The following is a 13991-nucleotide window of genomic DNA, read 5'->3' on the forward strand; positions in this document are numbered from 1 at the left end:
TGGTTGGGGTCTAGCAAATTGAATTGTGCGGATTCTATCACTACTGATCGAATTTTGCTCGATCAGCTCTCTCATTTAGGGCTTTTGCGGGTGATCTTATCAAGCATGCCCATTGCCACTGCTGAGATAACAAAGGTTAGATGAATGACGACGTACCAGAGCAGTTTATCGTTATCGATGTTGCTCGCATTCATAAAGACCTTAAGTAAGTGGATTGAAGAGATGGCAACAATGGAGGCGGCGACTTTGTTCTTCAGAGAGTTGGTATCGAGTGTGCCAAGCCATTCGAGCTTTTCTGTCGATTCACGAATATCGAGGCGCGAGACAAAGTTTTCATAGCTTGTAAACATGACCATGACGATCAATCCCGAGACTAACGCGATATCAATAAGAGAGAGAATGATCAAAATGAGATCAGCCTCTGGTAGAACCGTCACATCGGTCAGGACGTGTATCACTTCTTGGAAAAACTTAATGGCCAATGCGACCAGGGCTAAGCTAAGTCCTAAGTAAATGGGCGCTAAAATCCAGCGAGTTGAATACATCAAGCGCTCAATAAAACGTTCAGCCACGGTGCAATCCTTAATGAGTTAAATGGTGTCGTGTCGTGCGATCCGCTTCCGACGGAGTTGGCAGTTGAAGCGGTGCGTTCTTGGAACTCAACAGTTGAGCCGCTTCGCGCTGTTCACCCAGCTGTAGGTAGAGCTCGGTTAGTTCGATCAACGTCTGTGCCTGATGGTTGAGTTCGAGTGATTTTCTGTAGTGCGTTAACGCGGCTCCCCATAACTGAGCGCGACGAGATAGACGTGCCAGAACCAGTTCTACCGCCGCATTGTCAGGCTGCTGTTTTAACCAGCCTTTAGCCGTTTTGATCATGGAATCTGGATCATCACAGGGCAGTTCGCTGAAGCGAACCGCTAGATCGTTATCCCAGTGTTTAGCTAACCACTTAATGATCTGCGAGCAGGCATCTGCTGTTTCGTTTAGGGCGGTTAGCTGGCCAATGTAAGCGCGGCGAACTTCTGGATCTTGTTGTGCTTCGTAACTCAGATCTTCCCAACACTGATCTAGCGCAGTACGAGACGTCTCTTCTAGATTGTTCAATTTAGAGAGAGCGGCTGTGCGTCTTAAAGTTTGTATGTTGCTGCTGTTTAAAACCTTGCGCTTTTGCAGGCTCGGTAGCATTGGCAGTAGCGCGTTCCAATCGCGTTTCGCACTCAGCAACGCCGCTTTTTCACGATCTACAGCGGTTGAGTTTGAGCGCTCTTTTGCAAGTCTGCTGAGCAGTTCGCCAGCCCTCTCATGGTGACCTGATTTAACGTCAAAACGTACCTGCTCGAGTTGAAGGCGTAACTCTGACTCAGGTGACTCTTTAGCCGCTTTGATAAGAATGCGGTGCGCCTCTTTTTCATCCCCTTGCTCTGCCGCGCATCGAGCCGCTTCTAAATAGAATAGGGCAGGAGTTCGACTGAGTTCTGCAGCTTGGATAAACAGGCGGCGAGCTTTCCATAGGTCACCATCCAGTTCCGCTTCCAGCGCTTGATTGGATTTTGTGCCGGCTTTTCTATCACCGCGCGCTTCGCTCCAGCGGCGGAGCTTCTCGGCAGGTGAGCGCCAATTCGAGAATAGATTGAATAGCCAGTGGGTCAATGTGAACAGCAGAACCACCGCGATCAGAAGCACCCACAGACTGGTCTCAATGGAGACCTGTTGGTAGGCAATCAAGACATATCCACTGTCTTTCATCATGGCCTGCCCGACCCAAGCACCTACTAATAGTAGGAGTGAGAGTAGGATTAAAAAGCGTCTCATTACTCTGCCTCCCTGCGCAGGTTAGCTATCTCTTTTTGATGCTGCTGCAGAGCCTTCAATGATCCCGAGATGTCCGGAATCGTTGGCGACACATTCAGGGTTGTTAGTTCCGCTAGGGATTGGATTAGAACACTGGTTGTGTAGTTATCCTTATCAAAGTACTGCATCAACAGAGACTGCGCGCGTGACAAGCTGGTTGTGAATACAGACTGCTGTTGACGTAATAGCGCCAGTTGCGCCTGTTCTAACAACATCTGGATATTTTGGCGAAGGTAGTGACCTTGATCCGGTGATAGGATCGGCTCTACCGGCTGATCGTGTCGTTGAATAACGATCAGCGACTCAAGTTTGCTGATCGCTTTGGCAAAACCATTGGTGATGTTCTGCTGTGTCTCTGCATCTACCTGCTCAGAAATGACGTTGTCGATCAGCTCAGGCAGTTGGCGTTGTTGCTCTAAGGTGAGTGTGGGTAAGTCTTTACTACGCTCAATCAGTGCTGCAACTCGAAGGTAGGTACCTTCTATGTCCAAATTGGGTACTGATTCGAGTTTCGAGATATCACTGGCAAGGCTTTGGCGCAGTGGGTATAGGCTGACATCATCCAGCTCTTTAAGAATGGTGTCGGTACTGCGCAAGAGGGCCAGTGCACCTTCGGCGCGGTTCTCCATCAAGATGCGTTGGTTCGCTAAGCGTAATAGATACTCAGCCTCAGCTAGGCGCCAGTCACTCTCTGATCGTTCACGACCGGCTTCGACCTGTTTGATGGCATCACTTAGGCGTTCTTGTAGAGTGGCGATTTCGGCCGTTTGTGCCACTTTTTCCGCTTGGATCTGTTGGAAGCTCTCAGTCAGCTCGGCAACTGCTGCATTGGCATCATTGACCGCTGCAGTGGCTTCCAGCTGTTGAGCGGCACTGCGCTGATTAAAGCGCTCTTCGAGTTGGGTGAGTTTTTGCTGGGCCAGGTAACCGCCAGCACCCACCGCCCCAAGAGCAACCAGACTGATGATCGTAGCTAGGATTGCTGACGCGCTTTTTTTGGCTGGGCCAGTCTCTTTTACATCAGAGGTCTCTTTCAATTCGGAGCTATCTTCAGCCTGATCGCTGGCCGTCTCTTCTACCTTTGACTCTACAACTTCAGCTTCGAGAATCTCGGCATCTTCTACTTGATCGATTTGATTCTCTTTATCGGAGTGACTCATCGCTCTATTCCTTTATTGAAATCGCTGCTCTAAGGCCGCGATCATGGCACTGTCATCAGCACCGTCTGCGACTGTGATATCGGTAAAACCTAAGGTATTTCCCAGATCGGCAACACGCTGACTGGGAACAAAAATGGGTGTATCGGCAAACATGCCCCACTCATCGGCAAGCTTCGCTAAATGCTCTAACGCTTCGCCACTACTAATGAGTATAGCGCCTGGTGCCTGTTTAAAACATTCTGAAAGTTCAGCGTCACTGTATTCAGGCATTTGACGTTGATAGAGACTGATCGTTTCGACCTTTGCACCACGCTCGGCTAAGGTCTCTTCTAGGAGTGTTCTACCGCCTACGCCTTTGAATATTAGGATTCGTTCTCCTAAAGGTTGGGCAAATGCAGGCAGTGTTAACAGGGCTTCTGAATCGAGTCCTTCATTAGTGGCGGCATGAATCTCATAACTGGCCAGTTCATCAGACGTCCCTTTGCCGATGGCGTGCCACTGCACCCCAATAGGCAGTTGAGGCCAGAGTTGATCGAGTAGGTCAATGGCAATTCTGGCCGCATTTCGGCTGACAACGATGACGTGTTGATAGAGGTCGAGATCCAGTAGTTTGCTTTGCAGACCAGGGGTGGATGGGTTCTCTAGATCTTCAGGAATGATCTCTAGAAGCGGCAGTGGAATAGGCGTAAAGCCTCTCTCTTTCAGGGCAGACGTTAGCGCGCCCTGCATGGCTGCCGGGCGCGTGGTTAGTACGCTGGGTTTAGCCGCGCTCGGCATACACCTGCTCTAGAATCTCACCGGCACCTGCTGCAAGGAGCTTTTCAGCTAACTCAATTCCCAAGGCTTCGGCACTCTCTTTGTGACCGCGAATCTCATCGCGCAATACCAGTGTGCCATCAGGGCGACCGACTAGGCCGCGTAACCAGAGTTGATCGCCTTCCAGTTCGGCATAGCAACCGATTGGAACCTGACAGCCGCCCTCAAGGCGTTTGTTCATGGCGCGTTCGGCAATAACACGAGCAGCCGTTTCGTCGTGGTTCAGTGGTGCTAACAGAGCCTGAGTCTCTAGATCATCCATTCGACACTCGATGCCGACTGCGCCTTGGCCACCGGCGGGAAGACTCTCGGTAGAGTCGATTTGATGTTTAATGCGATCTTTCAGCTCAAGGCGAATCAGTCCGGCTGATGCTAGGATAATGGCGTCATATTCACCGGCATCGAGTTTTCCAAGGCGGGTTTGAACATTGCCACGCAAGGTTTTGATCTCTAAATCAGGACGGCGTTCACGCAGTTGCACCTCGCGACGAAGCGATGAGGTACCCACCACAGCCCCCTGCGGCAGTTCATCAAAATGGTTGTAAGTGTTGCTGACAAACGCATCGGTGGGTGTTTCGCGCTCACAGATGACAGACAATCCTAGACCTTCTGGAAACTCCATCGGCACATCTTTCATAGAATGCACGGCGATATCGGCACGCCCTTCCAGCATGGAGACTTCTAACTCTTTAACAAACAGGCCTTTACCACCGATTTTAGCGAGAGGGGTATCCAAAATCTTATCGCCGCGGGTCACCATAGTAACTAGCTCAACGTTAAGATCGGAATGTAGCTCTTCAAGACGGGCTTTTACGAATTCTGCTTGCCATAAAGCGAGTAAGCTTTGGCGAGTCGCAATGCGGAGTGTGCGTGACATGAAACTTCCAAATAGAGATCTTTTTTTCGAATTTTCTAAGTGTATCAGATGTCTCTACTAAATTGAGCGTCCGGACGGGTTATTAGATCGGCTGAGAGTGCTATAATCGCGCCACTATTTTATGCGGTGTCATCCACCGAGACAGTTTCAAGAGAGGTAAATGAGATGAGTGATCAAACGAACCAGCAGTGGGGTGGTCGTTTTAGTGAGGCAACCGATGCGTTTGTGGCTCGATTCACAGCCTCTGTTGATTTTGATCAGCGTCTCTATCGCCAAGACATTCAGGGCTCTATTGCGCATGCACGCATGCTGACCAAAGTGGGTGTTCTGACTGAAGATGAGCGCGATGCAATCATTAAAGGTCTGGGTGAGATTCGCATTGAGATTGAACGTGGTGAGTTCGAATGGTCTGTTGCACTGGAAGATGTGCACATGAACATTGAAGCGGCACTGACTAAGAAGATTGGCATTACCGGTAAAAAGCTGCATACCGGACGTTCGCGTAACGACCAAGTAGCGACCGATATCCGCCTCTACATGCGTGATGAGATTGACCAGATACTGTCTGAAATCACGCGTCTGCAAGCGGGTCTTTTGGATCTGGCTGAGCGCAATGCTGACACAATCATGCCTGGCTTCACTCACCTGCAAACGGCACAACCTGTTACCTTTGGTCACCACCTGTTGGCCTGGTACGAGATGCTTTGTCGTGATTACGAGCGTTTTGCGGATTGTCGTAAGCGTGTCAATGTGATGCCACTCGGTGCCGCGGCTTTGGCCGGTACGACCTACCCAATCGATCGTCACTACACTGCAGAGCTTCTAGATTTTACGATGCCAGCTCGCAACTCATTAGATGCTGTGTCAGATCGTGATTTCGCGATTGAATTCTGTGCTGCTTCAAGCGTGTTGCTGATGCACATGACTCGTATGTCAGAAGAGTTGGTGCTTTGGACCTCTGCACAGTTCAACTTTATCAATCTTCCAGATCGCTTCTGCACCGGCTCTTCAATCATGCCACAGAAGAAGAACCCAGACGTGCCTGAGCTGGTACGTGGTAAATCGGGCCGTGTTTACGGACATCTGATGTCGTTGCTGACGTTGATGAAGTCACAACCGCTGGCGTACAACAAAGACAACCAAGAGGATAAAGAGCCTTTGTTTGATGCTGTCGATACGGTTCAAGGCTGTCTGCGCGCGTTTGGTGATATGGTGCCTGCGATTGAGGCTCGTCCTGAAGAGATGCGCGAAGCGGCTCGCCGTGGTTTCTCTACCGCAACGGACTTGGCTGACTACCTAGTGCGTGCAGGTGTTGCCTTTCGTGATGCCCATGAAATCGTTGGGCTGTCGGTGGCTTATGGTATTAAAACAGGCAAAGATCTATCCGATATGACTCTTGAAGAGCTACGTCAGTTCTCAGATCAGATTCATGAAGATGTCTTCGAAGTGCTAACCCTCGAGGGCTCGGTGGCCGCTCGTGACCATATTGGCGGTACGGCACCTAACCAAGTTCGATTGGCGGTTGCGGCGGGTCGAAACGAGTTGGCGCAACGCGCTGAGTAATATTCGGCTATCCTAAGCAAAAAAAACTGCCTACGGGCAGTTTTTTTGTTTTAGGGGATCGTTATGCGAAGGTGATGTCGACCATCAGATCGGATGCGATCTCTTCAAGTGCTGCTTGTACGCTGTCTAAATCAACGCTTTTCGGTACTTGCAGTTCACCTTTGGCTTTAAACAAAAGCTCAGATGACATTGAGCCGGGTGTCAATTCGGTTTCTAAACTGGCGACGTTAACGCCCAGTAGGGACAAGGTATTGGAGATATCACGAACGATACCCTGTTTGTCATGTCCAACCAGATCAAGCGTCACGGTTTCATACTCGGTATCACTCTCTTGACTGTTGCTGACTTCACAAGAGACGCGAATGCCTTGCTCTTTTAGGTCGTCTAATGCGCGAGTTAAACCATCTAAGTTTGCGGTAGGTACATCAACCACTACAACGCCCGCGAATTTACCCGCCAGTTGCGATAGACTGGATTCAGACCAGTTGCCTTGGTGCTCTGAGATGGCTGCAGAGATAAGGTTTACCAATCCTGGTTTATCATCAGCAATAAAGCTGAGCACTAAAGATTTCATTGTCGTCGCTCCACAGATAGGATGCTCTAAAGCATGATCGTTACTAGATTTGTCTCAAAGACTAGCACTTTGTTTGGCAAGAGTGCATAACTGATGGATATTTTTGCGGCCCTTTGGCCTGTCTTCGCACTTCTGTTGTTAGGTGTGTTGATCAATCGAGTCCAGTTCGTGGATCACAACTTTTGGAACGGCGCAGAGAAGATCATCTACTACCTCTGCTTCCCAGCCCTGTTAGTGACACGGCTGGCCGCGGCTGACTTTAATGGCAGTGAATCTCTGGTGTTGATTGAAGCGGTGCTACTACTTCTAGCGCTAGGCTCGCTGTTCTTACTCGCGTTGCAGAGGCTTTTCAAATTCAGTGCGGCTTCATTTACTTCGGTTTACCAAGGCGGACTGCGTTTTAACACCTACATCACACTGGCTATTGCGGCGAGCCTGATTCCCGGTAAGGGGTTAGTGATTGCGGCGATCATCGCCTCTGTCATGATTCCTCTACTCAATCTACTCTGCGTGTTGGTCTTTGCCCTCTACAGCGATAAACGCCCCTCTGTTTTCACTGTGTTGAAGCAGATACTGAGTAATCCCCTGATTCTCGCCTGTCTGCTGGGCTTGGCGTTGAACCTCTCTAAGTTGGGAATACCTTCTCTCGTCACACCGGTGTTGGAGCTGTTGGCTCAGGTTGCCTTACCGCTGGGTCTGTTGGCGGTGGGTGCGGGAATCAATTTAAAGGCGATGCGATCTTCAGGTTTGCCACTGATGATGGGCGTTGCTGCTCGATTAATCGTTATGCCGCTATTGGCATTGGCAGTTGGTGCGATGCTTCAACTCTCATCAGTGTCACTGCTGATTTTTATGGTGTTTGCGTCGGTCCCGACGGCTTCAGCGGCCTATATTCTGGCGAAACAGCTGAATGGAGATGCACCCTTAGTTGCAAATATTCTCTCTGCACAGACCCTGTTATCGATGCTGACATTGCCGGTGGCGCTATCCTTGCCGGGCCTGATTTTGTGAAATGATATTAATTTTGAAATTTTTTTGAACTTATTTTGAACTTTTTTCTGATGCTGAGGTCTTACTTAATAAGCCTCCTAGTTTCAGTTCAAAATATGAAAATGAAACAATCTCCAGACCTATTGCTGCTACTCACGGTTACCTTAGTAACCGGAGTTGCAGTGACCGGGTTGATCCAATCGATCTAAACTCACTCTTTAAGCAATATAGCGTCTCTTTTCAGTCGCAATGCCGTGCATAGGAACATCCCAAGGTTGTATCGGTAGTTGCTCAACCTTTTGCAGGTCGTGTGCCACGCCAATGAGTTTAGGGCCGTGCATGAACCCTTTTTTCTGTGTGAATTCGAAGGTTCGATCGTAGTAACCGCCCCCCATGCCCATGCGTCCACCCTGTTGATCAAATGCAACCAGCGGCATCAGTACTAGATCCACTGCCCAGGCAGGAGAGTGTGAGCGCTTTAATTTTGGCTCCCAAATCTTGTAGCGATTTTGGTTCATTGAGGTGTTGGGTTGATATTGAGTAAACCAGAGTCGATTGTGTCGAACCGGATGCAGTACCGGCAGGTAGACCGATTTCTTAAGTTTCCAACACAACTTGATGAGCGGTTGAAGATCGATTTCACCATCGTTAGCTAGGTAAACGGCAATGCGTTTAGCGCGATGAAAGTAGGGGGCTTTTCTTAGTTGGTGAACTAATGAGAGTGCAGCACGCTTCTGCTGTTTACTGGAGAGCGCACGACGTGCTCGACGTTTCTCAAGACGAATGGTTTTTCTATCTTCGATACTGAGCATAGAGAAAAGACCCCAGGATGCCGGTGGTGTTCTTGGCCCTGAACCCGAAGGTTCAGAGTGGATACGAGTATAGATATATTAGGCTTTCCGCACGCGGACATGCTCACAATACCTATTCCCCGCATCCGGGAAAATGATTATCGGCTCGAGGGACTTGAACAACTGTCGAACATCCCAGGGTTGAGTTAATTATAACCCTATGAAGCCGCTATTAAAGGGTTTAAGACCGGAAAAACTATGAAAATTTTGCAAGCGTCGCGTCGATCTTATCGATCAACTGCTTGGATTCATCGTTTGAGCTCGCTTCGGCTTTTGATGAGTTCAAATTGTCATAACTCAGGTTGAGGGCCGCCATCACTGCGATACGTTCCATGCCCAGTAGTTTGCCACTGCTAGAGATCTCACGCATTTTCTCGTTCAAGTTTTCTGCTGCAGCAATAAGGCCTGCCTCAGCGCCGGCTGGGCAGCTAAGTGTGTACTCTTTATCAAGAAGGGCAACGGTCAGTGTGTTACTCATGAGCTTTTCTCCAAAACACGAAGGCGATTTAGCATCGATTCAACACGACTACGGGTGCCCTCATGTATTTTGAGTAGCTGAGCACGCTCCTCTTTCAACTTCAGGTTCTGTGTCTGTAAGTGACGATTCTGCTCATCCAACTTTTGTACCAACTCGATCAATTGATCAACTTTGGTGGCGAGCGTTGATGGGTTTACTTCTGACATTGACTGCCTCGAACGTTTTGAATTCCGACCATATTAGCAGGCAGTTGCATTGGGTCAATGTTCTGCATAGCTCCAAAGGCCGCAAAGTGCTAGGATCATCCCCAATAAATGCTCTTGAAAGCGGTCGTCTTAAACGCCCTCTGAATAGCATCTGAACCTTTATTTCTACCGTAATAAGTGAGAGTCGATGAGCGCGCCAGATTTTGATCAACTAGCCAATTTAATGATTGAAGAGGGGGCTATCGCCTTTTCACCCTCTGAGTTACATGGCGCGATCGTTGGGCAGCTCACCGCCGCTAAACGTTTTGATAAAGCGAGTCTTGAGGCGTTTTGTGTCACTCAAATGGATATCACTCGTATCGCTCTTGAGAGCAGCAGCGAAAAGTTGATGGCACTCTACACCCAGATTTTAGAACAGCTGGAATCATCCGCTTTTGAGTTGGCCATTTTACTACCGGATGATGAGCAACCTCTGGCTGAGCGTGCAGAGCAGTTAGGCCTTTGGGTGACTGGGTTCCTAGCAGGTTTTGGCATGGCGATTGGCGATCAAGGGCAACATCTCTCTAATGATGCGCAAGATGGTCTTAAAGATCTGGTGCAAATTGCGCAAATTGAGGCGGACGGCCAGGCCGAAGAGGACGAGAATCTCCTGATGGAGGTGGAAGAGTACGTTCGTATGGCTGCCATGCTGCTATTTAGTGAATGTAATAAAGCGGAGTCTACTGAGTCTGATAAACCGGTAATGCACTGATGAAAATTGATCTCTCAATCTACAAAGAGCGTCGAGCTAAAATGCTCTCTGAGTTACCTGACAATTCGGTCATGATTATCGCTGCGGCCTCTTTGGTCAGCCGCAACGCCGACGCTGAGTTTCCGTTTAGGCAGTCGAGTGATTTCTACTACCTTACGGGATTTAATGAACCGGATGGTTTGTTGCTGCTTAAGCCAAGTTCAGATCAGCCGGTGGTACTGTTCTGTCAGCCACGTGATCCTGAAATGGAGATCTGGACTGGTTACCGAGCAGGTCCAGAGGGTTGCATTGAGACCTTTGGCGCGGATGCTGCATACAATCTTTCAGAGATTGATCAACAGCTTCCCAGCCTAATCGATGGCGTTGATCAGCTGTTCTACCCGTTAGCACGCGATGCTGCATTGGACTCCCGGGTAAAAGGTTGGATTCAGGATCTGGCTAAACGTGTTCGAGCGGGCGCTGAAGTTCCCAAGGCTTTGAGTGATTCAGATTCTATTTTGCATGAGATGCGTCTGTTTAAATCCGATGCTGAGATCGCCATCATGCAGCGAGCGGCCGATATCTCTGCAGAGGCTCATGTTAAAGCGATGCAGCAGTGCCGGGTTGGCATGAATGAGTACCAACTGGAAGCGATTATTCAGAGTCACTGCATGGCTGAGGGTGCTCGTTTTCAAGCTTACACGCCTATTGTGGCGGCAGGGAAAAATGCCTGTATTCTTCACTACATCGACAACGATCAGCCCATTAATGAGGGTGATCTCATTCTGATAGATGCAGGTTGTGAATTGGATAACTATGCCAGTGACATTACCCGGACTTTCCCTGCTAACGGCCAGTTCAGCGAAGAGCAGCGTGCCATCTATCAGTTGGTCTTAGACGCCAACAAAGCCTGCATTGACGCGGTCAAACCGGGTTGTAATTGGGACTCTCTGCATCAGTTGTCTGTCGAAATATTGACTAAAGGGTTGGTTGAGCTCGGTTTGCTGTCGGGTGAGGTGGATCAGTTAATTGAATCGGGCGCTTATCGTCGATTCTATATGCACCGCATTGGTCACTGGTTAGGTATGGATGTTCATGATGTTGGCTCTTACCGTGTAGAGGGTGAGTGGCGCGAGCTTTCTCCTGGCATTGTCACGACCATTGAACCGGGTCTCTACATCGCCCCCGATGATCACAGCGTCGAAGAACGCTGGCGCGGCATCGGTGTTCGCATCGAAGATGATGTTATGGTAACAGATGAGGGTGCGCGAGTTTTAACCTCTGCAGTACCCAAAGAGATAGATGAGATAGAGGCATTGATGCGCCGTGCATGAATCGCAGTTTGATCTAATCATTTGTGGTGGTGGCATGGTGGGCGCCAGTTTAGTCGCTGCGTTAACACCTTCTGCCAAATCCTTAGGTCTTAAGATCGCTCTTGTTGAGCAGAGCCCTATGCAGGCTAAGCCCAATCCTCAGTTTCAGCCCAGCTTTGATGCACGCTCTACCGCATTGGCTTATGGATCCCGAACCGCCTTTGAGTCTATGGGTGTGTGGGAGCTTCTCCATGAACACCTGACTCCCATCGATCGGATCCATGTTTCTGACAGAGGACGCTGGGGTCAAACGACCATGAGTGCTGAGCAGGAGCGCGTCGACGCACTGGGCTATGTTGTCGAGAACCACTGGTTAGGTCAGGTGTTAATGAGCTCGGTACTGGCCGCGCGCGATCAGGTCGAACTCTATTCGCCGGCAACCGTTGAATCGGTTGAGTGGGTGGAGGGTCAGCGTCATGTAGTGATTGAACAAGATGGTGAGTCGATAACCTTAACAGCACCACTGGTGGTCATGGCGGATGGTGGACGTTCTGAGCTTAGACAGCGTATGGGTATTGAGTATCGCCAGACCCCTTATCATCAGCATGCACTCATTGCCAACCTAGAGATTGATCGCCCTCATGATGGCATCGCCTATGAACGTTTTACCGAAAATGGCCCCATTGCACTGCTTCCGATCGAGGATCACGAAGGGCGCCATCGAATGGGGTTGGTTTGGACGCTGTCTGACGATCAGGTCATTACCCGCATGGAGCAAATCGACCAGCAGTTTTTGACCGATCTACAACAAGCCTTTGGCTATCGTGCCGGTCGCTTGATTGGAGTGGGTGAGCGATTCTCCTACCCACTGCATTTAACCTTGGCTGATGAGCAGGTTCGCCGTGGTTTGGTGGTTCTTGGTAATGCCGCCCATGCTCTGCACCCCATCGCAGGGCAGGGGTTTAACTTGGCATTACGCGGTGTTTGTGAGTTGGCGGAACGGATTATTCTGGCCAAGCAAGCTAACCAAGATATGGGTGCATTAGCCATGCTGGAAGAGTTCATTGACGGGCGTCGAAAAGATCAAAGTCGTACGATCGGGTTTGGCGACTCTGCATTGAAAATCTTCAGCTCTACTAACCCTGCTTTGCGTTTGGGACGAAGCTTGGCTCTTCAGACCTTAGATCTGATTCCGTCAGCACGCACTCTATTGGCGAGGGCTGCAATGGGTTTGGATACTCCGGCAGCGAGGTTAAAGTCCAATGACTGATAAAAATGCTATTCGCTCAATGGACGTTGCCATTGCTGGTGCAGGTATGACCGGCTTGGCAGCGGCGATTCAACTGGCGGATCTTGGTTTGAAGGTTGAGGTGTTGGATCAGTTTGGTATGGATCTGTCGACCATTGATGATCAGGCTGCTCAACTCATGCAGGGGGCTTTTGATTCTCGTGTGAGTGCACTCACACTGGCCTCAGTCGAGTTACTGAAATCCTTGGGAGCTTGGTCGCATATTCTTAGCTGGCGAGCAGAACCCTATGAGAAAATGCATGTCTGGGACGGTGAAACGCGTGGCGAGGTCGATTTTGACTGTTTTGATATTCACGAGAAGCAGTTGGGCTTTATCGTAGAGAATCGCCTGGTTGTTTTAGGTCTATTAAAAGCGGCACTTGACCGTGCAAATCTTAAGCTCAATTTCGCCTCACGTATTAAAACACTGGGGCGATTCCAAGAGTCTAGTCGACTCATAGAGCTCGAAGATGGTGATCTTTTATCTGCGCAGCTTGTGGTAGGTGCTGACGGTGCCCACTCAAATACACGTAAGCAGTTGGGTCTGGCTACTCATGAGTGGGACTATGGTCAGCATGCCGTTGTGGCAACGCTTGAGATGACTCGGCCTCATCAACACACCTGTTGGCAGCGGTTTACAGAGGATGGCCCTCTTGCACTGCTCCCTCTTAAGACCGCAAGCGCTCATCATGTCTCGTTGGTCTGGTCGACCTCGCCTAAACATGCAGCAGAACTATTAGAGATGGATCAGGATGCCTTTTGTGCAGCCGTCAGCTTTGGTTCGCGTGATGTGTTGGGCCGAGTGGCGTCGGCAACTGGTATTCAAAAGGTTCCGTTAAGACAGCGTCACGCCAAGCACTATGCTGTTGAGGGAGGAGTACTGATCGGCGATGCTGCACACACGATCCACCCGCTTGCAGGGCAGGGTGTCAATTTAGGTTTTTTGGACAGCGCTGCGCTCAACGACGTGATTGCTCAGGCACAGATGCGTCGTGAGCCGATCGGTGATGCGAAGGTGTTAAAGCGTTATGAGCGTTCAAGGCAGATGAGTAACCTGCGCATGAGCGCGGTGATGGAAGGGTTTAGGCGTCTATTTGCTCCACAACCAGCTCCGATCGAATGGGCGCGCAGTGTTGGTATGCGTCTTTTCAATCGCGTTGAGCCAATTAAGCAGCACATTATGTCAGAAGCGATGGGCCTTTCCGGCGATCTACCGACTCGGATGCGACGAGCAGCGTCGGCAAGCGTTGATCAAAGATTGAACTAAACCCATTTTAGGGTAAACTTCTTGTCC

15 protein-coding genes and 1 other RNA gene are annotated in these 13991 nt (G+C 49.8%); 6 read left to right on the top strand and 10 right to left on the bottom strand.

Translation table 11 applies throughout. From position 1 onward, the window contains the following. Positions 1-71: 71 nt before the first annotated feature. From XMM312_RS05455 to hemC, 5 genes are read right to left on the bottom strand one after another with little or no spacing between them, the layout of a single operon-like run. On the bottom strand, positions 72-572 hold the full coding sequence (locus tag XMM312_RS05455; protein ID WP_173481764.1) for a TIGR00645 family protein: 501 nt from the start codon (positions 570-572) through the stop codon (positions 72-74). A 10-nt stretch (positions 573-582) separates the two neighbouring features. Continuing rightward, on the bottom strand, positions 583-1812 hold the full coding sequence (locus tag XMM312_RS05460) for a heme biosynthesis HemY N-terminal domain-containing protein (RefSeq protein ID WP_173488802.1): 1230 nt from the start codon (positions 1810-1812) through the stop codon (positions 583-585). Next, a complete protein-coding gene (locus tag XMM312_RS05465; RefSeq protein ID WP_173481766.1) occupies positions 1812-3011 on the bottom strand; it encodes a uroporphyrinogen-III C-methyltransferase in 1200 nt (399 codons plus the stop codon). Before XMM312_RS05465 ends, XMM312_RS05460 begins: the two co-directional genes overlap by 1 nt. Positions 3012-3023: 12 nt before the next feature. After that, positions 3024-3788, bottom strand: coding sequence for a uroporphyrinogen-III synthase (locus tag XMM312_RS05470; protein ID WP_173481767.1), 765 nt, complete (start codon positions 3786-3788; stop codon positions 3024-3026). Continuing rightward, entirely contained in the window at positions 3772-4704 is a 933-nt protein-coding gene (gene hemC / locus XMM312_RS05475; protein WP_173481768.1) for a hydroxymethylbilane synthase, read from the bottom strand. The genes XMM312_RS05470 and hemC overlap by 17 nt, the downstream gene beginning before the upstream one ends. Positions 4705-4869: 165 nt before the next feature. On the opposite strand from hemC, the gene argH reads away from it, so the two are divergent. Further along, positions 4870-6267, top strand: a complete 1398-nt coding sequence (gene argH, locus XMM312_RS05480; protein WP_173481769.1) for an argininosuccinate lyase — start codon at positions 4870-4872, stop codon at positions 6265-6267. 61 nt (positions 6268-6328) lie between these two features. Here the strand turns inward: argH and XMM312_RS05485 are convergent, their stop codons facing one another. After that, positions 6329-6841 (bottom strand): glycine cleavage system protein R, encoded by a 513-nt coding sequence (locus XMM312_RS05485; protein ID WP_173488803.1) that lies wholly within the window; start codon positions 6839-6841, stop codon positions 6329-6331. Positions 6842-6934: 93 nt separating this feature from the next. On the opposite strand from XMM312_RS05485, the gene XMM312_RS05490 reads away from it, so the two are divergent. Beyond that, complete coding sequence (locus XMM312_RS05490; protein WP_254442856.1) at positions 6935-7852, top strand: AEC family transporter; 918 nt, start codon at positions 6935-6937, stop codon at positions 7850-7852. 197 nt (positions 7853-8049) lie between these two features. Here the strand turns inward: XMM312_RS05490 and XMM312_RS05495 are convergent, their stop codons facing one another. From XMM312_RS05495 to XMM312_RS05510, 4 genes are all read right to left on the bottom strand, one after another. Further along, on the bottom strand, positions 8050-8643 hold the full coding sequence (locus XMM312_RS05495) for a 5-formyltetrahydrofolate cyclo-ligase (RefSeq protein ID WP_173481772.1): 594 nt from the start codon (positions 8641-8643) through the stop codon (positions 8050-8052). A 5-nt stretch (positions 8644-8648) separates the two neighbouring features. Further along, a non-coding RNA gene (gene ssrS, locus XMM312_RS05500) (6S RNA) lies at positions 8649-8827 on the bottom strand. A 51-nt stretch (positions 8828-8878) separates the two neighbouring features. Beyond that, positions 8879-9160, bottom strand: coding sequence for a cell division protein ZapA (locus tag XMM312_RS05505; RefSeq protein ID WP_173481773.1), 282 nt, complete (start codon positions 9158-9160; stop codon positions 8879-8881). After that, positions 9157-9366: a TIGR02449 family protein gene (locus XMM312_RS05510; protein WP_173482543.1), complete on the bottom strand. Its 210-nt coding sequence runs from the start codon at positions 9364-9366 to the stop codon at positions 9157-9159. The genes XMM312_RS05505 and XMM312_RS05510 overlap by 4 nt, the downstream gene beginning before the upstream one ends. Positions 9367-9553: 187 nt before the next feature. Here XMM312_RS05510 and XMM312_RS05515 point away from each other — a divergent pair, with 187 nt between their 5' ends. Genes XMM312_RS05515 through XMM312_RS05530 form a run of 4 tightly spaced genes read left to right on the top strand, consistent with a single transcriptional unit; the run spans position 9554 to position 13964 of the window. After that, entirely contained in the window at positions 9554-10117 is a 564-nt protein-coding gene (locus tag XMM312_RS05515) for a UPF0149 family protein (RefSeq protein WP_173481775.1), read from the top strand. Continuing rightward, complete coding sequence (pepP, locus tag XMM312_RS05520; RefSeq protein ID WP_173488804.1) at positions 10117-11430, top strand: Xaa-Pro aminopeptidase; 1314 nt, start codon at positions 10117-10119, stop codon at positions 11428-11430. The genes XMM312_RS05515 and pepP overlap by 1 nt, the downstream gene beginning before the upstream one ends. Continuing rightward, positions 11423-12679, top strand: coding sequence for a 2-octaprenyl-6-methoxyphenyl hydroxylase (gene ubiH / locus XMM312_RS05525; protein ID WP_371743470.1), 1257 nt, complete (start codon positions 11423-11425; stop codon positions 12677-12679). The genes pepP and ubiH overlap by 8 nt, the downstream gene beginning before the upstream one ends. Next, positions 12672-13964, top strand: a complete 1293-nt coding sequence (locus XMM312_RS05530; protein WP_254442857.1) for a UbiH/UbiF/VisC/COQ6 family ubiquinone biosynthesis hydroxylase — start codon at positions 12672-12674, stop codon at positions 13962-13964. The genes ubiH and XMM312_RS05530 overlap by 8 nt, the downstream gene beginning before the upstream one ends. Positions 13965-13991 lie beyond the last annotated feature (27 nt).

The organism is Marinobacterium sp. xm-m-312, from assembly GCF_013283295.1.
Lineage (GTDB): Bacteria > Pseudomonadota > Gammaproteobacteria > Pseudomonadales > Balneatricaceae > Marinobacterium_E.